General features: G+C 56.5%; 19 protein-coding genes and 3 pseudogenes. 12 read left to right on the forward strand and 10 right to left on the reverse strand.

All coding sequences use genetic code 11. From position 1 onward, the window contains the following. Positions 1 to 3 precede the first annotated feature (3 nt). Complete coding sequence (locus KP702_RS08255) at positions 4 to 2,433, forward strand: ABC transporter permease (RefSeq protein WP_202207512.1); 2,430 nt, start codon at positions 4 to 6, stop codon at positions 2,431 to 2,433. 93 nt (positions 2,434 to 2,526) lie between these two features. On the opposite strand, the gene KP702_RS08260 is transcribed toward KP702_RS08255, so the two are convergent. The 6 genes from KP702_RS08260 to KP702_RS08285 all read right to left on the reverse strand — a co-directional run bounded on the left by KP702_RS08260 (position 2,527) and on the right by KP702_RS08285 (position 11,153). After that, a complete protein-coding gene (locus tag KP702_RS08260; RefSeq protein ID WP_215768757.1) occupies positions 2,527 to 5,703 on the reverse strand; it encodes an error-prone DNA polymerase in 3,177 nt (1,058 codons plus the stop codon). Then, positions 5,700 to 7,253, reverse strand: a complete 1,554-nt coding sequence (locus KP702_RS08265; RefSeq protein WP_252348605.1) for a DNA polymerase Y family protein — start codon at positions 7,251 to 7,253, stop codon at positions 5,700 to 5,702. The genes KP702_RS08260 and KP702_RS08265 overlap by 4 nt, the downstream gene beginning before the upstream one ends. Beyond that, complete coding sequence (locus KP702_RS08270) at positions 7,138 to 7,932, reverse strand: ImuA family protein (RefSeq protein WP_215768758.1); 795 nt, start codon at positions 7,930 to 7,932, stop codon at positions 7,138 to 7,140. The genes KP702_RS08265 and KP702_RS08270 overlap by 116 nt, the downstream gene beginning before the upstream one ends. 582 nt (positions 7,933 to 8,514) lie before the next feature. After that, positions 8,515 to 9,633, reverse strand: coding sequence for a major royal jelly family protein (locus tag KP702_RS08275; protein WP_252348606.1), 1,119 nt, complete (start codon positions 9,631 to 9,633; stop codon positions 8,515 to 8,517). A gap of 13 nt (positions 9,634 to 9,646) precedes the next feature. Next, positions 9,647 to 10,081 (reverse strand): cupin domain-containing protein, encoded by a 435-nt coding sequence (locus KP702_RS08280; protein ID WP_215768760.1) that lies wholly within the window; start codon positions 10,079 to 10,081, stop codon positions 9,647 to 9,649. 52 nt (positions 10,082 to 10,133) lie between these two features. After that, the gene (locus tag KP702_RS08285) at positions 10,134 to 11,153 is read right to left on the reverse strand and encodes a zinc-binding alcohol dehydrogenase family protein (RefSeq protein ID WP_215768761.1); all 1,020 of its coding nucleotides are present in this window, start codon (positions 11,151 to 11,153) and stop codon (positions 10,134 to 10,136) included. Positions 11,154 to 11,253: 100 nt separating this feature from the next. Here KP702_RS08285 and KP702_RS08290 point away from each other — a divergent pair, with 100 nt between their 5' ends. Continuing rightward, the gene (locus tag KP702_RS08290; RefSeq protein ID WP_215768762.1) at positions 11,254 to 11,655 is read left to right on the forward strand and encodes a helix-turn-helix domain-containing protein; all 402 of its coding nucleotides are present in this window, start codon (positions 11,254 to 11,256) and stop codon (positions 11,653 to 11,655) included. Between the two features lie 131 nt (positions 11,656 to 11,786). Here the strand turns inward: KP702_RS08290 and KP702_RS08295 are convergent. After that, positions 11,787 to 12,544 (reverse strand): IS5 family transposase gene (locus KP702_RS08295; RefSeq protein ID WP_100225173.1). Its coding sequence is split into 2 segments (ribosomal slippage): positions 11,787 to 12,223 and positions 12,223 to 12,544, totalling 759 coding nucleotides; the frame shifts between segments, so codons are not numbered across the junction. 88 nt (positions 12,545 to 12,632) lie between these two features. Here KP702_RS08295 and KP702_RS08300 point away from each other — a divergent pair. The 4 genes and pseudogenes from KP702_RS08300 to KP702_RS08315 all read left to right on the forward strand — a co-directional run. Then, the gene (locus KP702_RS08300; RefSeq protein WP_034880321.1) at positions 12,633 to 12,905 is read left to right on the forward strand and encodes a hypothetical protein; all 273 of its coding nucleotides are present in this window, start codon (positions 12,633 to 12,635) and stop codon (positions 12,903 to 12,905) included. Between the two features lie 159 nt (positions 12,906 to 13,064). Further along, positions 13,065 to 13,286 (forward strand): annotated as a pseudogene (locus tag KP702_RS08305) (IS481 family transposase); the annotation flags it as partial. A 28-nt stretch (positions 13,287 to 13,314) separates the two neighbouring features. Continuing rightward, positions 13,315 to 14,258 (forward strand): annotated as a pseudogene (locus KP702_RS08310) (IS481 family transposase). After that, a pseudogene (locus KP702_RS08315) lies at positions 14,243 to 14,508 on the forward strand (integrase core domain-containing protein); the annotation flags it as partial. The pseudogenes KP702_RS08310 and KP702_RS08315, both read left to right, overlap by 16 nt. A gap of 205 nt (positions 14,509 to 14,713) precedes the next feature. Here the strand turns inward: KP702_RS08315 and KP702_RS08320 are convergent. From KP702_RS08320 to KP702_RS08330, 3 genes are all read right to left on the reverse strand, one after another. After that, complete coding sequence (locus KP702_RS08320) at positions 14,714 to 16,366, reverse strand: PAS domain-containing protein (RefSeq protein ID WP_252348608.1); 1,653 nt, start codon at positions 16,364 to 16,366, stop codon at positions 14,714 to 14,716. A 198-nt stretch (positions 16,367 to 16,564) separates the two neighbouring features. Continuing rightward, positions 16,565 to 17,230: a ligase-associated DNA damage response endonuclease PdeM gene (gene pdeM, locus KP702_RS08325; RefSeq protein ID WP_215768763.1), complete on the reverse strand. Its 666-nt coding sequence runs from the start codon at positions 17,228 to 17,230 to the stop codon at positions 16,565 to 16,567. Beyond that, positions 17,227 to 19,698: a ligase-associated DNA damage response DEXH box helicase gene (locus KP702_RS08330; RefSeq protein WP_373687836.1), complete on the reverse strand. Its 2,472-nt coding sequence runs from the start codon at positions 19,696 to 19,698 to the stop codon at positions 17,227 to 17,229. The genes pdeM and KP702_RS08330 overlap by 4 nt, the downstream gene beginning before the upstream one ends. A 12-nt stretch (positions 19,699 to 19,710) precedes the next feature. Here KP702_RS08330 and KP702_RS08335 point away from each other — a divergent pair, with 12 nt between their 5' ends. The 6 genes from KP702_RS08335 to KP702_RS08360 all read left to right on the forward strand — a co-directional run bounded on the left by KP702_RS08335 (position 19,711) and on the right by KP702_RS08360 (position 25,522). Further along, a complete protein-coding gene (locus KP702_RS08335; RefSeq protein ID WP_215768764.1) occupies positions 19,711 to 20,748 on the forward strand; it encodes a ligase-associated DNA damage response exonuclease in 1,038 nt (345 codons plus the stop codon). Then, positions 20,745 to 22,340: a cisplatin damage response ATP-dependent DNA ligase gene (locus tag KP702_RS08340; protein WP_215768765.1), complete on the forward strand. Its 1,596-nt coding sequence runs from the start codon at positions 20,745 to 20,747 to the stop codon at positions 22,338 to 22,340. The genes KP702_RS08335 and KP702_RS08340 overlap by 4 nt, the downstream gene beginning before the upstream one ends. A 140-nt stretch (positions 22,341 to 22,480) precedes the next feature. Continuing rightward, entirely contained in the window at positions 22,481 to 22,948 is a 468-nt protein-coding gene (locus tag KP702_RS08345; protein ID WP_252348609.1) for a hypothetical protein, read from the forward strand. Next, positions 22,945 to 23,436: a hypothetical protein gene (locus tag KP702_RS08350; protein ID WP_023942426.1), complete on the forward strand. Its 492-nt coding sequence runs from the start codon at positions 22,945 to 22,947 to the stop codon at positions 23,434 to 23,436. Before KP702_RS08345 ends, KP702_RS08350 begins: the two co-directional genes overlap by 4 nt. Further along, positions 23,433 to 24,989: a cryptochrome/photolyase family protein gene (locus tag KP702_RS08355; protein ID WP_215768766.1), complete on the forward strand. Its 1,557-nt coding sequence runs from the start codon at positions 23,433 to 23,435 to the stop codon at positions 24,987 to 24,989. The genes KP702_RS08350 and KP702_RS08355 overlap by 4 nt, the downstream gene beginning before the upstream one ends. Then, entirely contained in the window at positions 24,986 to 25,522 is a 537-nt protein-coding gene (locus KP702_RS08360) for a 2'-5' RNA ligase family protein (protein ID WP_215768767.1), read from the forward strand. The genes KP702_RS08355 and KP702_RS08360 overlap by 4 nt, the downstream gene beginning before the upstream one ends. Positions 25,523 to 25,622 lie beyond the last annotated feature (100 nt).

Raw genomic sequence — 25,622 nt, forward strand, 5'->3', positions numbered from 1 at the left:
ATTATGTTCGCCGATACTCTCAGAGCCAGCTGGCGTACTCTTGCCGGTCAGAAACGCTATACATTTCTCAATCTGGCGGGCCTCGCACTCGGCATTGCCGTGTTTCTTACGATGGCACTGATCGTGCGTTACGAAAACAGCTACGACGCCAGCGTTCCTAACATATCCCACCTTTATGTTCTGAATGAAGTATTTCGACCTACGGGTCATGCGCCGTCCGAAAGCGATGACGTCAGTTTTGTTCCTTTCCCATTCCTTAAGCAGGATTTTCCCGAAATTGGAGCAGCCATACGGATGCTGCAAGAACCGCTGGTTGTTCGGGCGGGGCTGACTCTGTCCCAGGAAAAAGTAACGCTGACGGACCCCGCTTTCTTTTCCGTCTTCAAATTGCCCCTCCTCGCCGGAGATAGCTCTACCGCGCTGGACGGTCCGGGGAAGGTCGTGATTTCGACGGATATGGCTCGTAAGTATTTCGGGACCGAACAGGCTTTGGGAAAGCGCCTGCGGATCGATAATGGTCAGACGGAAGCGATCGTAAGCGGCATTCTGGCGCCGCAGCCTCCGAGCCAGACGATGGGGTTCGATCTGATCGAGGTCATTCCGACAAGTTGGCTCTCAAAATATGCTTTCACAAACTGGGGGTCTATGTGGGGAACACTCTGGGTTCGGGTCGACGATCCACGTGCTATTCCGCGCATCCAAGCTGGATTGGCGCATTATCCCTACCAGCATCCTGGCAACTGGACGAAGGATCTGCTTCAGGAAATATTCGGTGGCGGAGGACTGGAACTGGTGCCACTGCAAGACCTCCATTTCCACGCGGCTGCCATTGGAGAAGGTGGAAACAGCCGTGCTCTTGTGCGTATCCTTGGTCTGATCGGACTGGCTGCTCTGGCAACAGCCATCATTAATTATGTTAATCTGGCTACGGCACGCTCTGCCCTGCGGGCCCGCGAAGTCGCTGTCCGAAAAGTGCTGGGAGCAACGCGGCTGCGCCTGATTGCGCAGTTCATGACCGAAGCCTACGTGATGGTCATGATGGCCGCTGTTCTCGGATCAGTGTTTACGGAGCTGGCGCTGCACTGGGTCAATCTGTGGGGTGGTTGGGCCCTCTCGATGGACTGGGTATTTGTACTGTCCGTTAACGCGCTCGTCGTTCTGGGGGCCGGCACACTTGCAGGTTTTTATCCTGCGCTGATTATCTCCGGTTTTCGTCCGGCTGCCGTACTGGCAGCGAGCAAGACACCGGCTGGCGGTCGGATTGAAAGCAGACTGCGCGCTCTTCTGGTCGTACTCCAGTTCAGCTTTGCCATGACGCTTGCGATTTGCAGCCTCGTCATGGGACTCCAGGCACGTCACATCAGAATGCTGGATCGCGGCATGAAGCAGGATGGCCTCATCGTCATTCCATCGCTGAATGATGCCTCCCTCGTCAGTCGACAAAGCGACATCATAACGCGGCTGGCACAGGTTCCGGGTGTGCATATTGCGACACGCTCGGATATTTACCCTCACAACGCCCTCAATAACGACGATTGGCTGCTTGCAGGGCATCCCGAAAAGCACGCGATGAACTGGGGGCGTGCGACCGACGGGTACTTCGACGCGATCGGTGCACACCTGCTTGCAGGGCGTTTTTTCGATAGCCATCATGGGCAGGACTACCCGGTCGATCCACGTGTAGCGGGAAATGGCACCAGCGTCATTCTGACGCGCCTTGCGGCTGAGCGCTTTGGATTTTCCTCGCCCCAGGATGCTGTTGGAAAAGATGTTCAGGAAAGCGGTGCCCCTCAGACTTACCATGTCGTCGGAGTCATTGATGATATCCGGGTCCGCTCGGCGAATGCTCCCCTGAGGCCATTACTTTTTATGGGCGCATCCGGCTCGTTTTCCTATATTGGCGGCTTGGTCCGCTACAGTGGAACATCCACTCAGATTGAAATGGGCCGCCTTGCCAGGGCATGGGCTGAAGTTGCGCCCGATGTGGCTTTCTCAGCGCAAACCGCATCCGACATCTTTGCGGACGATTATCGGCGGGATGAAAGTCACGGTGCCCTGTTTGGTATCGGTTCTGCGGTAGCCATTGGCATCGCGTGTCTCGGGCTCTACGGACTTTCCGCCTTTAACGTCTCGCGCCGCAGACAGGAGATTGGGATCCGCAAGGTTCTTGGGGCCCGAACCCAGGATGTCCTTTGGCTTCTGCTCATCCAGTTTCTCCGGCCGGTTGTTTTTGCAAGTTTTGTTGCTTGGCCTACAGCCTGGGTGCTGATGCGGATCTGGCTATCGTCATTCAACGACCGGATCAGCCTCACGCCGATGCCGTTCCTCGCAGTCACGACAGTCGCGCTTTCTATCGCCGTTCTGACAATCATCACCCAGACCCGACGTATCGCGACACTGTCTCCTGCACGCTCCCTGCATCAGGCCGGATGAGAACCTTAAACAAATCGCCTCACTGTTGATCGCAACATGGAAGAACAAGCCCTATTTTCAGGGCATCCGGGAGTTGTCACATGTCTGTATCAGTCAATGGAAATTTCGTGATGTCACGATGATCTTTTCGGACTGTGTTTCCTGCCGTTCTCTGCCAACACTGCGCAGAGAACGGTTTCCGACATCGGCCAGAAGCGCGGAACAATCGATGAACTCGCGGGCGACGAGATGCACGACCTCGCCTTCTTTCTGAAGACTGCCCTTTACGCCCAGCATCTGGCTGGACAGCACCACGCGCCGGTATTTCTCGAACATGTCTGGCCAGACAATGACATTCAGCGCGGCGGTTTCATCTTCCAGAGTAAGGAACACCACACCGTCAGCGGAGCCCGGACGCTGCCGAACCAGCACAAGCCCTGCCGAAGTCAGTCTGCGTCCATCCTTTGCGTCCAGCGCCTGTCGGCAGGATACAATGCCCTGTTCGGACAAATCGCTGCGCAGGAAGGCGAGTGGATGGTCCCGCAGGGTCAGGCCGGTCCGGTTGTAATCGCGTGTCACTTCGGCCCCTTCCTGCATGGGCCGGAGCAACACATCGGGTTCCTCTGCCTCGCGTTCCACCATGGCCGCGGCAAACAGCGGCAAGGGTTCGTCACGCAGGGCTCTGATAGCCCAAAGAGCTTCACGTCGTGCAAGTCCGAGAGCTGGCCGGAAAGCATCCGCTTCCGCAAGATGAGTCAACGAGGCTGCCTTCACCCCTGCCCGACGCCACAGATCGTCTACCGATATGAACGGTTTTGTACCTCGCGCGATAACGATCCGTGCGGCCTCATCGTTGGCAAGTCCCTTCACCAGGCTCATGCCCAGCCGGACCGCAAATCTGCCCTCTCCTGTCTCTGGCCCCTCGAGCGTACTGTCCCATCGTGACGCGTTGATACAGATTGGTCTGATCTCAACGCCATGCTCGCGCGCGTCCCGCACAAGCTGGGCCGGTGCATAAAACCCCATCGGCTGGGAATTGAGCAGAGACGCCAGAAACACATCGGGATGTCTGCATTTCATCCAGGACGAGGAATAGGCGAGAATTGCGAAACTTGCCGCATGACTCTCCGGGAAGCCGTAAGACCCAAAGCCCTCAAGCTGCTGGTAAATCCGTTCGGCAAACTCTTCCGGGTAACCTTTCTCCTTCATGCCCTCAACCAACCGGGTCTGAAACTGGGAGACCGTGCCAGTATTCTTGAACGTCGCCATGGCGCGGCGAAGCTGATCCGCCTCGCTGGCTGAAAATCCCGCACAGACCATCGCGACCTGCATCGCCTGCTCTTGAAACAGCGGGATGCCAAGGGTCTTTTTCAGCACCTTCCCCAGTTCAGGTGTCGGATACTCCTCCGGTTCAAGCCCCTCGCGCCGTCTCAGGTAAGGATGGACCATATCCCCTTGAATGGGACCAGGCCGCACGATCGCAACTTCAATGACGAGATCATAGAAAACACGAGGTTTGAGGCGCGGAAGCATGGACATCTGCGCCCGGCTTTCGATCTGAAACACCCCGATTGTATCGGCTTTGCGGATCATCGCATATGTGCGCGCATCCTCGGCCGGAATGGTCGCAAGCGTGAAATGCTGACCTTTGTGTTCGGCCAGAAGGTCGAGCCCTTTCTTCATACAGGTCAGCATCCCCAGCGCCAGACAGTCGACCTTCATGAATTTCAGGACATCGATATCATCCTTGTCCCATTCGATGATCTGCCGGTTCTCCATGGACGCGGGCTCCACCGGGACCAGTTCATCCAGCCGGTCATGAGTCAGCACGAAGCCGCCGGGATGCTGGGAAAGATGGCGTGGCACGCCCATCAGGCAGCGGGCCAGATCCAGGGTCAGACGGACACGTCGATCGGAGAGATCGATGCCGGTTTCCGTCAGCGTGTCTGTTTCCAGCTTTCGCCCCCAGCCCCAGATCTGCCCGGAGAGCGTGCGGATCAGATCTTCAGGCAATCCCATGACCTTGCCGACATCCCGCAATGCACCCTTGGCGCGATAACGCGTCACGACGGCCGTCAGGGCTGCGCGGTCCCGGCCATAATGACTGTAGACCCACTGGAGCACCTCCTCCCGGCGTGCATGCTCGAAGTCTACGTCGATATCCGGCGGCTCGCGTCGCTCCTCGCTGATGAAACGCTCGAACAGTAGATTGTTCCGGGCCGGATCGATGGCCGTGACACCCAGCACGTAGCAAACGGCACTATTGGCGGCCGAACCCCGACCCTGACATAAAATACCCCGGGAACGGGCGTAACGGACGATGCTGTGCACCGTCAGAAAGTAGGGTGCGTAATCCATGCGTGCGATCAGGGCGAGTTCATACTGAAGGCTCCTGCGAACCTCGTCAGGGATTCCCGCGGGATAGAAACTGTCCGCCCCTTCCCAGGTCAGAGCTTCAAGGGCCTGCTGTGGCGTCTGGCCCGGAACAGAGACTTCATCCGGATACTGATAGGCCAGATCATCAAGGCTGAACCTGCAGCGTTCCATGATAGCGACGGACCGCGCAACAGCTTCCGGATATCGGCTGAACAGCCGGGCCATTTCTTCAGGCGGTTTCAGGTAGCGATCCGCATGGCGTTCACGGGCAAACCCGGCGTCGTCGATGGTGGTGTTGTGCCGGATACAGGTGACGACATCCTGCAGGATGCGCCGGTCATAGGTATGAAACAGCACGTCATTGGTTACGACCGTCGGCACTCTTGCCTGATGCGCCAGGTTCGCCAGTTCATAAATCCGCATCTGGTCATTGGGACGCCGGAGCAGCGTCAGCGCCATAAAGGCGCGGTCGGCAAAGACGCCTTTCAGCTTGCGCAGATGCAGGGCGCATGCGTCATCGGCCACATCCGGAATCAGGATGACAAGCAGCCCCTCACCCCAGTGAACCAGATCCTCCCAGACCAGATGGCACTTGCCCTTCCCGGCGCGGGCCTTGCCAATGGTCAGCAGGCGGCACAACCGTCCATAAGCAGCGCGGTCGGTCGGATAGGCCAACATCGACGGGAAATCAACAAAGTCGAGACGACAGCCGACGACCAGCCGGATTCCGGCCACTTTCGCCGCAACATGGGCCTGCACCATGCCAGCCAGAGAATTGCGGTCACAGATCCCGAGCGCCTCAATCCCAAGCGCTTTCGCCTCCTCGAACAACTCGATGGGCGATGAGGCCCCGCGCAGGAACGAGAAATACGTTGTGACCTGCAACTCGGCATAAGGAGGTACTGAGGACGTCACCCGAAAATGCCATGCAGAAACCAGGCCTGCGATCCGGTCTCGCCATGCTCACCATCCCCCGCGCGGTAGAGCCAGAACCGCTCTCCGCTCGTGTCCTCCACCCGGAAATAATCCCGGGCGATGGTCAGTTCGGTGTCATCCTTCCACCATTCCCCGAAAACCCGTTCCGGGCCATCCGCGCATTTCACCTTGCGCCGTACGCCACGCCAGATGAAGAACAGCGGCGGCTGGTCGGGCAGCTCCGCCATGGCCTGCACCGGTTCGGGACGCGGCAGCAGACGTGTCGGACGTGGCCAGTGATCGGGCCAATTCTTTGCCTCTTCCGGGGCAAGAGCTGGCACGCGGCAGAAAGACCTTTCGGGGAGATCGCTTTCCACTGCGGCAAACCGGTAAAGCGCATGGGTGCCGACCCGATTGGCCAGCGTGTCGATCAGGTCGGAAACATCGCTTTCTTCCTCTTCGATCAGGGAGGAGACGGTCTGACGCCGGTCCATCGGCTCGGCCAGCGAGGCAATCAGCACCATACGCTCAATGCCGAAACCGGGATCGATGGTCTCGATCTTCTCGCACAGCAGCCGGGTCAGGCGCTTGACGTCCCGCACCGGCGTCGCCGTGGCAACGCGGACAGCTTCGGTGCGGCGGTCGACACGGTGCAATAGCATATCAAGATGCCGCACACCCTGCCCGCGCTCGTCCAGCTTTTCACACAGCGGAGGGACCAGCTTGCCGATAGAGCGGGCGATGGTCTCCGCCGCCGCGATCGGCTCGGCAAAGTTTCGCATCACCTGCACTGGGTCAATGGGTCGAATAGGGATGATGGCTTCGTTCACGCGACCGAAGGCCTGATCCAGTCTGTGGGCTATGTCGGGGCCAAAGCGTAGCGTCAGCGGGGCCCGCGGCATCGCAGCGAGCGCGCCAATCCGCGACACCCCTAGCGCTATCAGCCCTTCGATACTCCTGGGGGGCAGACGCAGGGCTTCAATGGGTAAGTCAGAAAGGACGGAAGCCACGTCCCCCTGCGGCACGATAGTCAGCGACGCTTGGCCATAACGTGCGAGCGCGTGAGCGGCGCCCCACGTTTCGGCTATGGCTACTTTTGCTCTGAAGCCGGAACTGGACAGACGATGGATCATGTCCGTGAGCATGGTGCACTCACCACCATGAAGATGGTCGGCTCCCGTGGTATTCAGAACCAGACCATCCGGCGGATCGGTTGCGACGAGAGGGGAAATCCGGTGCTGGAACCACAACGCCAGCTTTTCCAGCCCCTGCCGGTCGCCTTCGGGATCGGCATCCATGAGGACCAGATCCGGATAGAGCGCCTGCGCCTTGGCGACCGGTGTGCCAGGACGCAGACCCAGCCTGCGGGCCGCCAGATCAACCGACAGCACAACGCGACGACGCCCCTCCCGCCCTACCAGCGCCAGAGGGAGATCAGGCGCTGGCGCGTCGTGCCCCAGCCGTTTCCTGATCCGGTCTGTTGGCCAGAGCGGCAGGTAAAGCGAGACCACCCGCGAGACAACGACTGTAGGCGAGCCTCCCTTTGGCATCGCAGGCCTCCACTTCAAAATCAGCACATTCGCCCGCACGGGCTCGGATCAGTTCCAGCAACCAGCGGGGTCGGCCCACTCCCGGCACCGGCAACCCAACCGAGGGTAATACGGACACCCGCCAGCGCGTGGCGCTCGCCGTCGGCTGACCAAAATCAGCAGCCTCGGTCTGACGGCGCCAGCGCCGGATCGCAAGGCCAAGCGCACCGGATGTTTCGGCCGCCAGTTGCAGGCGACGGGACGCCGTCATCGACAGACGCGCCACGTCTGCGACCACGGCCCCAAGACCGCCATGCCGCAGCCCTTCCTCGAAACATGACAGAACGTCAGCTTCCGAGGCTGCCTCGACATAGATGACCCTGCGGCCGGACAATCCGGCCTGTTTGAGCGCGGGACCAAACACATCCTGGCGAGTGACGATCCACAACACCTTGCCGCGTGTGCGGGCCGCAATCCCGGCGACGAACTGTCCGGCTGCCGCACCATGCAGCGCATCATTGCCGCCACCGGCCACTTCATGGAGTGCCCCCAACGCGAGCCCTCCCCCTGGCAGACGACTATCAATCTCCTTCACGCCAAAAGGCAGAACAGACCGACGCCGGTTTGTATGACCTTCCAGACGGCTGATGGCAGCACGCAACGTCTCCAGCGCTGGTTTCGTGTTGGAAGAAGCACTCATTGCACAGGCCCATCGCCCCTTGTCTGGCAGAATTTCAAGACTATATGTTTCTGTTTTGTTCCTATGCGATTACGCAAGTCAATGCCAATTTTCACCTGACAGACAGGCTGGTTGCCCACTCGTTGCTCAGGCAAATTCCTGGAGGTGACGTAAAGACCTGAAGGTAGAGGATTCTTCCTCTTCCTCTTCATCTCTCCCCGAAGGAAAACTCAGGGAAAAATTCACATGCGCACAGCTGACGCTGCTGTGATAACATTGGCATCCCGAGGCAAAGGATTCAGGGGCTGTAACTGGATGGATCTCTGAGCTTTCAACCCGCACCAGAAGCAACATTTAATGTCCTTTAAGGGGGTAAGCCGAAGGTCTGCTAACGGCTTCATGAATATTATAGCTGACGTCCATGGCGGCGGCATCTTACCGCCCAGACACGCCGATGGATTGCTCCCCCTGACTTTCCGACAAAAGATCCCGGCAAACTTCGATGGCATTACAGGTGACGATATCCGCCAAAGCACAGCGACTTCGCGAGTACCTTCGCACGAGAGAAAACTTCCCGCAGGCGATTATCATGGCGTTTGATGGTCATCGAAGATCGATAGATACCAGCAAAAATGGCTGGTGACTGCGGGAATGCCCCTGATGAAACATCGAAAGACGGTCCAGTTGCGCGACGGGCAGCCACAGTCGGCCATCCGGTGCAAGGCAAGGTGCATCAGCCCAGTGCAAACGTGAATCCTTGAGCAGTCTCGTGATCTTCCCGGAAACGTCCCTGCGATAGACGCCGTCATCCTTCAGGTTGGTAAAGTAAAGGTTACCGGCAATGTCCATGGTGCTGCCCCCGATTGGAGGTAAATCTGCCCACGGCTGAACAGCCGCAGACAGATCAGTTGACGACACATTGAGATCATCGAGCAGAGCTGTCGGAACTTGAGACCACGGCCCTTCAAGCGGCCCGAAATACAGCCATTTCCCGTCCGGACTCACTTCAAGCGGATCGACATTCACCAGGAGCGGCTGATGCGGGTGGCTCTCCACGACGTGTCCGTCCATGATAATCGGTCGATCGGTTCGTGCGCGTGTGGACGCGTCATTGTCCAGAACACGACGTGCCTGGCCTGTTTTGATGTCAAGAACAATCAGCGCTGCCTTGCCCGCATCAGTCAGATAGGCATGCATCCCGTTGAAACGGATATCGTCGATATAGCTCCCCGCCTGCGCGATCTCTGGGCCCAGAGGATAGATTCGCAGCACATGACCTGTTGCCGGATCAGTGCGGACCAGTTTGGCTCCTCCAGATACGGGGACACCTCCAAAAGACGGAGTTCCCGTATCAACAACCCAGAGCGTGCCGTCAGGAGCGACATGGAGGGCATTGACGCTGACAAACCGATGCGTCGCATCCCGTTCGGGTTTCCAGCCATTCCAGTCAGCATCCGGAAACGGCTCTATCTCTTTGCTCTTCGTCAGAAGACCCACAGCAGGCCCGGAAAACCCGGTCCAGCGAGGGCCTGCGACAAACACATGACCACCAGCAAGTGCCACGGCGTTCCAGTCCATTGACTTAGTGGTCGCTTCGATCCTGATGGTCTGGGCATGCGACGGGACGGAATACGTGCAGGCCGCAACGAAACCCGTGCAAACGGCAATGGCGATCCTGCGAAGGCCTCTTTTAGAGAAAGCCTGCTGCCGATTCTGTTTCATGACTCCCATGCCTTCAGATCCCGGCAATAAAGCCGGACGGCGTACCGTCGGCAGGATCGACAAACACCACGTCGTCTGGCGCCCGTCGCGGCGTGTCGATGGCCAGAAAAATAACTGGATGGCTTAGAATGCGGGGTACGGCATGCACCGCCCGACGGGGGAACACCAGAAGATGGCCGGGGGCAAACGGTGCCTCTTCCTTGGGATCATCTATCCAGAATGTGCCTGTCCCGGAGAGGACATGAAGCACTTCATCGCACTGGGTATGATAATGCGGCGGCACCTCCCGATAAATCCGGAAGACCCGGATACTGGCTTCCGGCTTGTCGGTCAGATAGGTGTCCAGCAGCATTGTGTCCGCTGTTTCGGGAAACGCCGTCGCAATTTTATTGAGATCGAAGCGACCTCCCGTTCGGTTCAGGGTCATCAGATGCTCTTCGTCATTCATGAGGTCTGCTCCTCTCAAGCGCTTTGACTGTTTTCGTCATGATCGTCTCCGTTCAGGCAGGAAAACTTTCGAGCACAATCTTGCCTTTGGCCTGACCACTCTCGATCAGAGCGTGAGCCTCCCGCAGATTGGCGGCAGTGATGAGCCCGAGATTTTTGCCGAGCGTCGTGCGAAGACGACCTTCATCCACGAGCCGCGATACGTCGTTCAGGAGTTTCCCCTGTGCGCTGATGTCTGCCGTTCCGAACAGTGAGCGGGTGAACATCAGCTCCCAGTGCAGGGACAGGCTTTTGCGCTTGAGGGGTACAGCATTGAGTTCAGCAGGATCATCAATCAGGCCGAAATGTCCCTGAGGGGCAAGAAGTTCGACGATCTCTGCCAGATGCCGATCTGTCTGCGTCGTCGAAAAGACAAAACCGGGAGCGCCCGTAGGAAGGGCAGCAACCTGTGTGGCCAGAGGCTTACTGTGATCGATTACGTAATCTGCCCCGAGAGATGTGACCCAGTCCTGCGTTTCGGGGCGCGAAGCTGTGGCAATGACCGTGATGTCAGTCAGAACCTTGGCCAGCTGGATCGCCATGGAACTGACCCCACCTGCGCCTCCGATGATTAGAATGGATGGCTTCGTTCCCGGGACAGACCGACGAATGTCCAGACGATCGAAAAGCATCTCCCAGGCGGTGATTGCTGTCAGCGGTAAGGCCGCGGCTTCTGCCCAGTTCAGAGAGCGAGGTTTGCTTCCGACGATCCGCTCATCGACCAGATGAAACTCGACGTTGGTTCCTGGACGGTTGATCGCACCGGCATAAAAGACCTCATCGCCGACAGAGAAATCCGTCACGTCCGGTCCGGTGCCGACGACAMCCCCCGCCGCATCCCAGCCCAGAACACGCCACTGACCCGCCTCCGGTGTTGCGCTACGGCGGACTTTTGTATCAACCGGATTGACCGACACAGCCCTGACCTCCACCAGAAGATCCCGACCTGAAGGAACAGGTTTCGGTAGATCAATATCCTGAAGAGACGCCGGATTTTCGATGGGAAGCGGCGTCTGATAACCGATGGCACGCATGATGTCTGATCCTCTGTTGAATGAGGAGAAGAGTGAGCACTATGCTGCTTTCAGACAAGAACGCACTTTTAACGCCCATAGTGTCGGAAATGATACCGTTATGACCCGTATTCGCCATCAGTCGCTCGATTGCAGCCCCGGTTGCGCTGTTGAAGCAACGCTTCAGCTCATCGACGGGAAATGGAAAGGCGTGATCCTCTATCACCTGCTTCAGGGGACATTACGCTTCAACGCCATCCGCAAGCGCCTGCCCAACATCACGCAGAGGATGCTGACCACCCAGCTTCGCGAACTGGAGCGCGACGAGTTTGTCTTACGGACGGTTTACCCGGAAGTTCCGCCAAAGGTGGAGTACAGCCTGACCCCACGTGGCCGAACCCTTGAACCCGTCATCATGGCTCTAAAGGCCTGGGGCGACGAGCACACAGAATTCAGGCACGGTTCTGAGATCTGCGCAGATCAGGATGGCGTACTCTCGCGTGCCGCAAATGGGATTGAATGATTGCTGAGTAGTCATTTGGCTAATGGCGGGGRTGGGGGAAACGGAATGTCGGTTATCGGGCAGGCCTGACCGGAAGCAGCCATTCGCAGCGTTCAAGTTCATGACGGCTTCTGACCAACTAGGCTCAGGACTCATAGCCAGAACATGACGGTTGCAGCGAGGCAGATGGCTGAGAAGAAGACGGTCGGGCATCTGTCATAGCGGGTTGCGACCCGCCGCCAGTCCTTGAGGCGACCGAACATGATTTCGATGCTGTTGCGACGTTTGTATCTTCTCTTGTCATATTTGACTGGTTTTCCGCGGGATCTCCGTCCCGGAATGCAGGGCCTGATCCCTTTTCCCTCCAGGGCATCCCTGAACCAGTCAGCATCATAACCCCGGTCCGCCAGCATCCATTGTGCCATGGGCAGGCTGTCCAGCAAGGCAGAGGCTCCGGTGTAATCACTGACCTGTCCTGCTGTCATGAAGAAGCTCAGCGGTCGTCCGTTCTGATCGGTGATCGCATGCAGCTTCGTGTTCATGCCACCTTTTGTCCGTCCGATCAGTCGCCCTGGATCCCCTTTTTTAGCCGCAGGCTCGAAGCCGTGCGGTGCGCCTTGAGATACGTCGCATCAATCATAATCGTCTGGGGCTCTGCCTTTCCGGCAGCCAGACCGTCCATCATCCGGGAAAAGATCCCCATGGCACCCCAGCGCTTCCAGCGGTTGTACAGTGTCTTATGTGGACCGTATTCCCGGGGCGCATCACGCCAGCGCAAGCCATTACGGTTCACAAAAATGATCCCGCTCAACACTCGACGGTCATCAACACGAGGTTTGCCGTGGCTCTTGGGAAAGAATGGTCGCAGGCGCTCCATCTGATCGTCCGTCAGCCAAAACAGGTCGCTCATCTTCAGTCTCCTTGCAGAGCCTGAATCAAAATTCCCTACAAAAATCAATGGGTCCTGAGCCTAACGTCGTTCGACGGTTAGCTTGGCAATGGCCGATTGCGCCGAAACCTCCCGTCCGCCAATCGTAGAAGCGTCGATTGACAACGCGTCCCAAACCTCGCCGTTCTGCTGTGTCCAAGCAGATCTTGAGACTGTCGCACGCGGACACTCCAATCTGACCGACCTCCGGGGTTACATGCGTCTTGACGCCAGCGCCTGCTCCTGCCAGCGCAGTCTCCGCGAGGGACATCGAGGTGATGGCGACGACGTCGTCCTCTGTGCCATGGATCAGGACGATGCGGGAATCTGGCCTCTGGCCTGAGAGCGCGGCGAGGCGTGGGCCGTCGAGCAACACGTGAATTCTTTCGGGGGCATAGTTAGTTACAGGCCTATTGGCGACGACCCTGCATAGCTGGCTTCCTAGGTGTTTAGTCCCGGGATTTGATGGGGTATTAATTTCACGCGAGTGGAAGGAAGCCTTATGGGACAGATACGTCATGGCAGCGCCACGACCCCGCACGCCGTGCGAGCAGCAATACAGCGATCGCAGGCTTCGCTCGCGACGCTGAGCGAGGAGTTCGGGATCAACCCGAAAACAGTTGCAAAATGGCGAAAGCGTGAGACTGTCGAAGATCAGAAAACTGGCCCTAAAGAGCCTTGCCCAACGGTCCTGTCCGAGACGGACGAAGCGATGATAGTGGCATTNTTTCACGCGAGTGGAAGGAAGCCTTATGGGACAGATACGTCATGGCAGCGCCACGACCCCGCACGCCGTGCGAGCAGCAATACAGCGATCGCAGGCTTCGCTCGCGACGCTGAGCGAGGAGTTCGGGATCAACCCGAAAACAGTTGCAAAATGGCGAAAGCGTGAGACTGTCGAAGATCAGAAAACTGGCCCTAAAGAGCCTTGCCCAACGGTCCTGTCCGAGACGGACGAAGCGATGATAGTGGCATTTCGTCGGCATACGTTGCTACCGCTGGATGACTGCCTTTATGCCCTGCAGGCCAGCATTCCCCATCTGACACGCTCGGCCCTGCACCGCTGCCTTCAGCGCCACGAGATCTCACGACTGCCGGATATCGCGGGAGACAAGCCCAAACGCCAGCGCTTCAAACGCTACCCGATCGGGTTCTTTCATCTCGATATCGCAGAGGTCCAGACCGCTGAAGGCAAGCTGTGCCTCTTCGTTGCCATCGATCGGACAAGCAAATTCGCTGTCACACAACTCGTCGGGAAAGCCGATCGGAAGACAGCCTGGGAATTCCTCGAACATCTCCTGAGTATGATCCCTTATCGGGTTCATACCATTCTGACCGATAACGGCATCCAGTTCGCCGAGCAGCCTCGTAATCGCAATACGGCGTGGTCGCGTCCAATGCGCTTTGACATGATCTGCGAAGCCCACGGGATCGAACATCGTCTGACGAAACCCAATCATCCCTGGACGAACGGTCAGGTTGAGCGGATGAACCGGACAATCAAGGAAGCAACCGTCAAACGCTTCCATTACGACAGCCATGAGCAGTTGAGGACACACCTCAACTACAACTACGGACGAAGCCCCAAGATCCTCAGTGGCCTCATCCCTTACGAATACGTCTGCAAAATCTGGACTTCAGAGCCAGAAAGATCATCATCAATCCAACCCATCAAANGGGATCGAACATCGTCTGACGAAACCCAATCATCCCTGGACGAACGGTCAGGTTGAGCGGATGAACCGGACAATCAAGGAAGCAACCGTCAAACGCTTCCATTACGACAGCCATGAGCAGTTGAGGACACACCTCAACTACAACTACGGACGAAGCCCCAAGATCCTCAGTGGCCTCATCCCTTACGAATACGTCTGCAAAATCTGGACTTCAGAGCCAGAAAGATCATCATCAATCCAACCCATCAAATCCCGGGACTAAACACCTAAAGAAAAGGAGCGTTGGCGCTGATTTCTATAACGTTTTCGAAACTAACTCAGTGGATATTTCAAGGTTAGAAAACCCATATCCCTTTCTAAAGTATACTGAGTATAGTATAGACACAATATACTTCGGAAAGACATTATCGTCCTATGGCATCAGAAGACAAGAAAGTGCTTCTGTAAATTAGCCATCTTACAATGAGAGATTTTCCTATTCTTCTACGTGGCCGAAGTCAGATGTCTTACGACCATTCCCACTACGTGATCCGTGACTCAGAGCGGCCTGGATGCGATCAATCAGTTCGGACCTCTGATACGGCTTCCCCAATACCTCAAAGTTGTTATTTTCCGGGGCATTCAATGACATCTCGTCATTGTAGCCAGTGGTGAGAATAACAGGTGTCTGAGCGCACAGTATGCTGATCTTCTCGGCCAGCACCAAGCCATTTGGTCCCCCTGGCATAATGACGTCCGAGAAAACCGCATTAAAAGGCTTCTGTTCCGCAAGAGCTTTCTCGAAAATATCAAGTGCTTCAGTGGAATCATGAGCAGTTGTAACCTGATACCCGATTTCCATGAGGGCATCCGCTGCATACTGGGCAATATCAGCATTGTCTTCGACAACCAGAATATGTGGCGCGTTCGGACTTTCGTCGACCGGATGCGCCTTATAGCCTGTATTTCTCTTAATCGTGTCGATCTGCTCTTTCCCGACATGGACCGGAAAAATCATATGAATGCTTGTGCCACGCTGGTGTTCGCTTTCAACCTCTAGCCGCCCACCAGACTGCTGAACAAAGCCCTGCACCATCGCCAACCCCAGGCCCGTTCCCTGACCGGATGGCTTGGTTGTGAAAAACGGCTCTGTCGCGCGCAGCACAACGTGAGGAAGCATCCCGTGCCCCTCGTCGGCAACTGTCACGACCACGTAGTCTCCTGGTTTTAGACGGCGCGCTTCAGCATCTCCATTAAGATGCAGGAGTTTTGTTTGAATCGTGATGGAGCTTCCAGATGAAGAGGCGTCGCGGGCGTTGGTAATGACGTTCAGAAGCGCCATTTCAAAGTAATTGGCGTCCAGTTTTACGTCTGGCAAACGCAATCGCAGATTCAGATAGAGATCGATCTGATTTCCAACAGACATCTCTATCAATTCCTTGAAAGAACTGATGAGCGAACTCAGATTAACTTCTGTTGGCTCAAGCCGGGTTCGGCGCGCAAAAGACAACAGCTGGCGCGTCAGCTTGGCGCCCCTGTCTGCGGCTTGCTGCGCGATCATATGCTGGCGGTCAAACGCCTGATGATCAAGGCGCTTGTCCTTCATTCGGTCCAGGCTATTGTTCAGGATCTGCAATAAATTATTGAAATCGTGTGCAAGGCCCGCCGTTAGTTGCCCGATCGCCTCCATTTTCTGGCCCTGTCGCAAAGCCATCTCGCTTTCACGGCGTTTGGAGACATCCAATTGGCTTGCAAAAAAATAGATCAGCTCTCCCTGCTCGTCGAACACCGGTCCCATGAAAATCGCGTTCCAGAACGGCGTTCCGTTCCGTCGATAGTTCAAGATCTCGAGAGCAATAGGTTTGCAATTCGTGATAGCGTCTCTCAGTTGCCGGACATCATTGGGATCGGTACCCGCACCCTGCAGAAAACGGCAGTTTCTTCCGACCACCTCACTGGCCTCATATCCCGTGAGGTCAAGAAATGCGTTGTTCGCGAAGGCAATCGGACAGTCAGGCAGACGCGGATCAGCCAGAATCATCGGCATTCTTGTCATTTCGACTGCTGCAAAGAAAACATTACTTCTATTTTCGAGCGTCGGATCGCTGATTGTTGTCTGCGCCCAGTGACGTGGCTCACGATCACTCAATGTTGCCAGCTCGCCAGTCGAGGGATATCTCGACGGACCCTGATTCGGTACAGGTTCTTGTGAGTTGTTTTGGTCGTTATTCATGAACTCTGCCGATGGCGTAGGGCGCGATTGCATAACGATCCATCTCATGCGGAAGAACGGAACGGCAACACAAATCTTTCTTTTAGATGGAAATCACTGACTTTGGATTATCTTTCAGGCCACCCGATGAACGTCATTCGTGCCCCAGACATATGTTGCAGATCCATGCGCAAACAGGTTGCTGATCGCCGGAGCGGAGATGTCCAGACCTCCGGTATAGGTCCCCATCGCCGGCAGGATCAGACGTTCTTCTCCTGTGATAAAGCATGGGCGGCTCATAACGTGGCCCTTGCTTCGTATCCTGATCTTCGGATGAAGATGCCCTGCCAGTTCCGCATGGCCGGAAGGAATGACTGCAGATGGAATATGTCGAAGGAGAAGATTGCCACACCGGCATTCTTCAAGCCATTCGCCTGCGGCCTCTGGAACCGGACCCCCATCATGATTTCCTGTAATCCATAACGGAGCGACTTTCTGGCTGATACGATTGAGAAGGGCTCGTTCGGCGCCAAGAAGACGCTTCCCAGCGGAATGGTCATGAAAGCTGTCCCCAAGGGCTATTAAAAGTCGAGGCGTATACGTTTCAGTTAGCAGTAATACCCTCTCCAGCGTGGAAACCGTGTCTCCGGGCGGTAGCAGCAACCCACGTGTCCGGGCAGATGTGCCTTTTCCGAGGTGAAGGTCAGCGACAACGAGTGTCTCAGTTTCAGGCAGAAGAACGGCACCACCGGGGAGAAGATGTATTCGCTCACCTGCGAGGGTAATCTCCCGGAATTTCATGCTTTTCCTGCTAGAGCGTACAGCTTGTCAGCCTCAGCCAGCAGATAGTCTTCCCCTTCTCCTCCTTTAATTTTTTCACGCCCTTGTTCGAGAAGAACAGGAACGGCCAGCGGCGAGACATGGGACAGGGTAACATGCTCGATATGTCCCTGAATTCGATCCAGCATGGCGGACAAACGCCCCAGGTCGGTCAAACCTTCTTCTGCCTGTAGACGTGTCGCCCGCAGGAGGATGTGATCAGGATCGTATTTTCTAAGGACGTCATAAAGCAGATCGCTACTAATCGTCATTTGGCGCCTGTTTTTCTCGCGTCCCGGATAATTGCGCTCTACCAGCCCGGCAATAATGGCAACGTCCCTGAAAGTCCGGCGAAGCATGGCACTTTCGGCCAGCCAGTCCGTCAGATTGCCGCCCAGCAGATCCCTGCTGAACATCTCCGTCATGGCGCCTGTAGGATGAACGCACCAGCATGCGACCATATAATCGTTCGCGACAAAGCCCAGAGGACCTTTTCCTGTTTCTTCCAGTCTTTTCGTCAGCAACAGCCCCAGCGTCTGATGTGCATTCCGTCCCTCAAAAGGATACGCCACGATGTAATACAGTCCCCGATGGGGAAAGGTCTCGACCAGAAAGTTTTCCGGCCCCGGCAACTCAGAGCGGCTCGCCTGTAAAGAGAGCCAGTCCTGTACGGGTTTCGGCAAGACCTCCCAAGCGGATGGTGTGTGCAGTATTTCACGTACATGCCTTGCCAGACCGGGTGAGATGGAAAGCTGGTTGCCTCCGTAAACCGGCACACGTGGGTCTTTTCCCCGACCACGCGCTGCCTGAACAGTGGTATCGTGCAGCCCAAGAAACTCCAGAAGCTCTCCGCCCAGCAGAAACGTATCTCCCGGCACGAGTGTCGAAGCGAAATACTCGTCAATTTCTCCATAGGGCTTTCCGCGCCGGGATTTGACGCGCAGCATCGGGGTATCAACGATGGTACCGATATTCATCCGACACTGCCGGATAATCTGCTCATTACGGACCCAGAGCTTCCCAAGTGAATCTCGGAAAAGGCGCTGATGGCGCTCGTAGGCCTGCAAGGCATAGCCGCCATCTTCCACAAACCGGATAATTTCATCGAAATCAGCGCGGGAAAGCTGGCTGTAAGGAGCGGTCTGACGGACTTCTGCGTATAGAGTGTCCGGAAAGAAGGGCCCGCTACAGGCCGTGACCAGCACATGTTGAGCCAGAACATCAAGGGCTCCTGCACGTGGAGGCTCACCATCAAGTTCGTGGTGCAAAACAGCTTCTTTGGCGGCTTCACATTCCAGAACTTCGAACCGGTTGGCCGGGGCAAGAAGTGCGCGCGAGGGTTCGTCCATCCGGTGGTTCGCGCGTCCGATCCTCTGGGTCAGACGAGAAATCTGCTTTGGTGCCCCGACCTGAATGATCTGGTCCACTGCACCCCAGTCCAGCCCCAGATCAAGCGAGGACGTCGCCACGACCGCCCGCAGGTCGCCCCGCGCCATGGCTTCCTCCACCCGCGACCGACGTGCTGCGTCCAGACTGCCATGATGAAGCCCGATTGGCAGATTATCGGCATTATCTTTCCAGAGTGCCTGAAACAGCAGTTCCGCCTGTGCCCGACTATTGACGAACACAATGGTCAACCTGGCACGCGCAATTTCTGCCAGAATGGCCGTAGCACTTCCCAGACCCGTGCGACCAGCCCAGGGAAGATACCCCCTTTGGTCAGGCAAAAGTACATGAACATCCGGTCGTACGCCGTCTTCCGCTTTGACAAGGCGAATGTCAGCACTTTGCCCCGTTGGAGACACCCAGGCAGCCATGGCAGAAGGATGTGCCACGGTTGCAGAAAGACCATTGATGCGTAGCGCGGGTGCAAAAACTCTCAGGCGGCTGGCGCACAAAACGAGCTGGTCTCCCCGCTTTGTACCTGCCATCGCATGTACCTCGTCGATAATCAAAACTTTGAGCGTGGAAAAATATGTAGCCGCATCAGGATACGAGAGCAGGAGCGCCAGACTTTCCGGCGTTGTCAGCAAAATATGTGGCGGATTTTTCTGCTGCCTTTTCCTGCGTGCTCCGGATGTGTCTCCGCTGCGAACTTCAACCCGGACAGGCAGCCTCATCTCCATGATTGGACGGGACAGACTTTCTGCGATATTGGCCGAAAGCGCCTTCAGGGGACTGACATACAGCGTGTGTAGACCTTCGCAGGAACCGTCAGCCAGTTCGATAAGACTGGGTAGAAACCCGGCAAGCGTTTTTCCTCCACCCGTCGGCGCAATGAGGAGCGCGGACACGCTGTCTTCTGCCGCCTGTAACATGGCGAACTGGTGAGGTCGGGGCGACCATCCCTGTTGCGAAAACCAGCTCTGAAAAGGTTCGGGAAGATGTTTGCTCATTGGCGTTAAGGAACGCACACGCGTTTCGCGGGTTCTGTTGGCCGGACAAGACATGGAGAGAACCGGGTGGACTGGCTTGAGTTGAAACCGGAAGGTCTTTTCTGCGTGCCTGGCGCCTTTTACATTGACCCTCTTCAGCCAGTAGCCCACGCCGTCATCACTCACGGCCATTCCGATCATGCCCGACCCGGCCACAGGCATGTCACCGCTACGCCTGAAACACTGGCGATCATGCGTCTTCGGATGGGCGAAGACCGGGCGGGCCAGACTCAGCAAAGACTGGCTTATGGGGAAGTCGTCTCCATTGGAGATATAAAGCTCTGGCTCGCGCCTGCCGGACATGTTCTGGGAAGTGCGCAGATCGTCATGGAGTACCGTGGGGAACGCGCCGTCGTCAGTGGCGATTACAAGCGCGCGCCCGACCCGACATGCGTTCCGTTTGAGGTGGTTCCCTGCGATCTGTTTGTGACGGAGGCGACCTTTGGTCTTCCTGTCTTCCGGTTACCCGATCCCGCTCACGAGATCGCCAAACTTCTGCATGACGTACGCCTGTTTCCGGAACGCACACATGTCGTAGGCTGTTATGCGCTCGGCAAGTGCCAGCGCCTGATCGCCCTGCTTCGGGGAGGGGGATATCACGCACCGCTATGGCTCCATGGGGCGCTTCTGCCGATGTGCAGTCTGTATGAGGATTTTGGGATTCCGCTGGGTGAGCTGCGTTCCGCAACTGCCGCCAAAAAAGGCGAAATGCTTGGAGGCATTGTTCTGGCGCCCCCTTCCGCAATTGCCGACCGATGGGCGCGTCGCCTGCAAGATCCTGTCGTCTGCCTGGCCTCCGGATGGATGCATGTCCGACAAAGGGCCAGAGCGCGCGGTGTCGAATTGCCTGTTGTCATCAGCGATCATGCCGACTGGGACGCTCTGCTGGAGACGTGTCAGGCCACTGGTGCGAAGGAAATCTGGGTCACGCACGGGCGTGAAGACGCTCTGATCCACGCATTGGGCAGGATGCAGATCCGCGGCCGGGCTCTACGGCTGATTGGATATGAAGATGATGAGGAAGCTACTGAACAGGAAGTTGCCGGACAGGATGCCAGCGTATGATCGAGTTCGCCACACTTCTGGAACGTCTGGCCTTTACACCTGCGCGAAACATGAAGCTCGCGCTCCTCAGGGAGTATTTTTCCATGGCCCCGGATCCGGACCGGGGATACGCACTGGCCGCAATGGCGGGAAGTCTGTCTTTTACCGCGGCCAAACCAGCCATGCTCAGGACGCTGGCCATGGAGCGTACCGATCCCGAACTGTTTGCCTGGTCTTACGATTATGTTGGAGACCTCGCGGAAACAGTTTCACTGATCTGGAAGCCGGAGCGCACGGAGCACGATATTCCGGCTCCACCCGGGCTGGCAGAGGTTGTTCACACACTGGAGCGCCTTCCCAGGACAGATGTTCCGGACGTTGTCAGACAGTGGCTGGATGCGTGCGATACGACCTCACGCTATGCCCTTCTCAAACTTATTACCGGCTCACTCCGGGTAGGCGCGTCGGCTCGTCTGGCAAAAACGGCTCTTGCCGAGATGGCTTCTGTCGCCGCTGATGACATTGAAGAAGTCTGGCATGGCCTTAAGGCACCCTATAAGGAGCTTTTCGCCTGGGTCGAAGGAAAAGGGCCAAAACCGGATGCAAAAGATGCTCCTGTCTTCCGGCCTCCCATGCTTGCCCAACCTCTGGAAAATGTTGATCTGACCGCTTTTGATCCTGCCGAATGGCGCGCGGAATGGAAATGGGATGGCATCCGGGTCCAACTCGTTTCCACTCCTCAGGGACAGCGGATTTACACCCGCACAGCGGAGGATATCGGCAAGGCATTTCCGGACATACTGGCTATCCTTCAGGATCTGGGAAGCCATGTCGTTCTGGATGGGGAGCTTCTGGTCGTCCAGGATGGTGTCGTTGCACCATTCGCGGATCTCCAGCAGCGCCTGAACAGGAAATCACCGACCACCTCCATGCTCCGGGACATGCCAGCCGGCATCCAGCTGTACGATATCCTGTTTGAAGATGGCGAAGACCTTCGGTCCCTGCCCTTCGATATGCGGAGGCAGCGACTGGAAAGCTGGTACGCGCGTCTGAAGCCGCCCCGTATGGTTCTGTCAGACCTCATTCCGTTCGGGAACTTCGAAGATCTGGCCATGCTTCGCGAAAATGCCCGAAGCGAAGGTATTGAAGGACTGATGCTGAAAAAGGCCGACAGCCCGTATGTGCCTGGTCGTCCACGGGGGCCTTGGTGGAAATGGAAACGCGAGCCTCTGACTGTCGATGCCGTCGTCATGTATGCCCAACGTGGTCACGGCAAAAGAAGCAGCTTTTATTCCGATTTTACTTTTGGCCTTTGGCGTACAGTCGAAGGAAAACGCGAGCTTGTTCCCATCGGCAAAGCCTATTCAGGCTTTACGGATGAGGAACTGAAATTTCTGGACAAATGGGTTCGCGATCATACCATGAAACGTTTCGGCCCTGTCAGGGAAGTCTCACAGGGACTGGTTCTGGAAATTGCCTTTGACGCGGCTCAGTATTCCAAGCGGCACAAAAGCGGCGTCGCGCTCCGGTTTCCTCGTGTAGCCCGTATTCGACGCGACAAACCCCCAGAAGAAGCAGACGATCTGGAAGCCTTTATCAGGGCTTTTCTATAAGGATGACACCAGATTTTCCAACGTGAATTCTTCCCGCCCGAAACAATCTGGAGACGGAGTCACGCGTTAGTGACCTGCCGAACAGACTTTGCATTCAAGTTGACTGACACATTGACTGGGCCGCGGGAAACAGGAAGATCATGATTGCACGTCTCTGGAAGATTACGCTCGGGGGAGCGCTTGCCTCCTCCACAGCTGCCTTAATCCTCAGTCGGATCAGGACAGGCTCTTATGGACCGGGCGTGAACTGTACGGCACACTGGCTGCACGGTGATGACGCCGCCAAAATCGGGAAGCTGGATGTCTCTCATTCCCTCGCCGGCATCGCAACCAATACATCTGCCGTATTTTTCTGGGCCTGGTTCTACAACAAGGCCCTAGGTCGCAATCCGACGGTGATGCGCACAGTGCTCTTAACGGCAGCTCTTGGCCCTGCATCCTGTGTGGTGGACTATAAAGCCACTCCAAAACGTTTCACTCCAGGCTGGGAACTCGTCTTCTCCCGTTCGGATATGGCGCTCATCTACCTCTTAATGGTCATCGGCATGTTTTGCGGGAGTCTCGGAAAATCATCGTCTTACAAGAAGACCGAAGGCAACGGAGCATGACACCTCGGATCTATCATGGCGAAGAAGCTCAGGCGGAACGTACACCTCTCGAAGGCGGTCTGCTGGGATGGCTTGCCATTCTGATGCTGGCCGTCCTCCTGCTCTGTGGTCGCCTCACCTCCGGGAAGATCCGGTCTTTCGTTTTCCATCTAGCTAGGATCTGGGTTGCAGGCCTGTTCTGTTTTTTTGCTGGCGTCCATCGTGGGGCAAGTTTTTACAATCCTGAAGGGCCGCGTCTGTCTGATCCGATGATTTTCCTGAGCATGCATTTCGGAGGGTTGGGGCTAGCGCTTCTGCCCTCGCGCACGGCATGGCGGATTGCGCCAGCCGGAATGTTTCTGACACTCGGTGGAGACGTTTTTCTGGCCCGTCAGGACCGGCTTCCCCGTTTCTTTCTACGCCTGCGGCCGTTCCAGCTTCTGGTCGCGACAGCACTGATTGCTCTTCTTGGCGCGGCAGCACGCAATAACGTCGAGGCCCGGGTGTGACATTGCTGATCCCTGTTCTGGGAGACCAGCTTTCGCCCTCTCTTGCCAGTCTGCAGAACGTGGACCGAAAGACGTCCGTGGTGCTCCTCATGGAGGTCTGGGACGAAGCGACCTATGTCCGGCACCACAAGAAGAAGATAGCATTCATATTTTCTGCCATGCGTCACTTTGCCGATGATCTGCGAGCAAAGGGCTGGACGGTCGATTATGTCACACTCGACGAGCCGGAAAATACGCACGGTTTCACAGGCGAGGTTGTGCGTGCAGCGAAAAGGCACCGTGCCACGCGTATCCGGGCAGTCACAGGCTCTGAATATCGTGTCTGTCAGCTCCAGCAGGAATGGGGTAAAAAAGCTGGCATTCCCTGCGACATTCTTGAGGATGACCGGTTCATCTGCTCGCGGGACGAATTCGAGCATTGGGCCAAAGGCCGCAGAACGCTACGCATGGAGTATTTCTATCACGAGATGCGCCTGAAAACGGGTCTGTTGATGAATGCTGACGGCACACCGGCGGGCGGTCAGTGGAATTTCGATCATGACAACCGCGAAAAACCTGCCGGCCGCCTGAATTATCCTTCTCCAGAGCGTTTCAATCCCGATGACACGACCACAGATGTCCTGAAACTCGTGCAGCATCGCTTCGGTGACCATTTCGGAGAACTGGAGCCTTTCGCGCTTCCTGTCACACGGCATCAGGCTCTAAAAGCACTTGAAGCATTTGTAAGCACCTCCCTTCCCGACTTCGGGCGCTACCAGGACGCCATGATGACGGGGCAGGACTATCTTTATCACAGCAGTCTCTCCCTCTGTCTCAACACGGGGTTGCTGACTCCGCACGAGGTCTGCGCAGCAGCAGCCGAGGCCTATGAGCAGGGCGACGCCCCCATCAATTCCGTCGAAGGTTTCATTCGCCAGATCATTGGCTGGCGCGAATATATGCGCGGAATGTACTGGCGCGACATGCCCCGGTTTGCATCCCGGAATGAGCTGGCCGCTCATAGAGCTCTGCCTGAATTTTTCTGGACGGGCCAGACAGACATGAACTGTCTGGCCCAGAGTATCGATCAGACAAAACGGGAAGCATACGCTCACCATATCCAGCGCCTGATGGTTCTGGGCAACTTTGCCCTTCTGTCTGGTCTAAATCCGCAAGAAGTCTCGGACTGGTTTCTGGTTGTGTATTTCGATGCCTTCGAATGGGTTGAACTTTCCAATGTCATTGGCATGAGCCAGTTTGCTGATGGCGGGAAGATCGCCTCCAAACCGTATGTAGGTTCAGGCGCCTATATCAACCGCATGTCGGATTACTGCGGGAAATGCCGATTTGACGTCGGGCAGAAGACAGGCTCCGAGGCCTGCCCCTTCAACGCTCTTTACTGGGACTTTCTGGCACGGCACGAAACACGGTTTTCTCACAACATGCGCATGAAAAACATGTACACAATGTGGCACCGTTTCAGCAGGGAAAGACAGCAGGAGTATCGCTCGAGTGCGTCGGCTTTTCTCGAAACCCTTACTCCGGCTACACCGGGCTGGTCGCGTAAAGCGTGAGTCAATTTCTGTCCGAAAAACAGGACGCGCCCCTGATCCTGACCCTTGAGCTGGAAAAGTCCGTGCAGGACTGGGCGCAGTCCATGCGGGAGCGTCATTTTCCCAAAGAGCGCAATATCGTCCCTGCCCATATCACGCTTTTCCACGCCCTGCCTGCAGACTATGAAGACACCCTCCTGACGCATCTGACCGGATATCAACAGGCGCCCTGCGTCACAATCGAGGCGCCATTTCTGCTGGGACAAGGTGTGGCTTATCGTATCCTGTCCCCTGAGATCAAAGGCGTCCGGGAAGAAATTGCCGACCTTGTTCCGCCAGAACGCCGTACGGCACAGGATCGCGCGCGATGGAGCCCCCATCTGACCATCCAGAACAAGGTTTCTCCCCAGAAAGCCCGCGAGCTTCTAGAACAGCTGTCACAAGGCTATGAACCTGTGAAAACCCATGGAGCGGCCCTTCGCCTATGGAGATATCTTGGCGGACCTTGGGAACTCCTCGTCCGAACACCTTTTACGCCACGTAGCCATTCTTAAATTTTTCCTTATGCCGGGAATTGCTGAATCCGGTCTAAAATGCTTTGACTGTGCTTGCATGACCCGAGGAATGATGCACTTTTTTCCTGCCCGATCATCT

Source organism: Gluconobacter sp. P5B12 (assembly GCF_018812035.1).
GTDB lineage: Bacteria > Pseudomonadota > Alphaproteobacteria > Acetobacterales > Acetobacteraceae > Gluconobacter.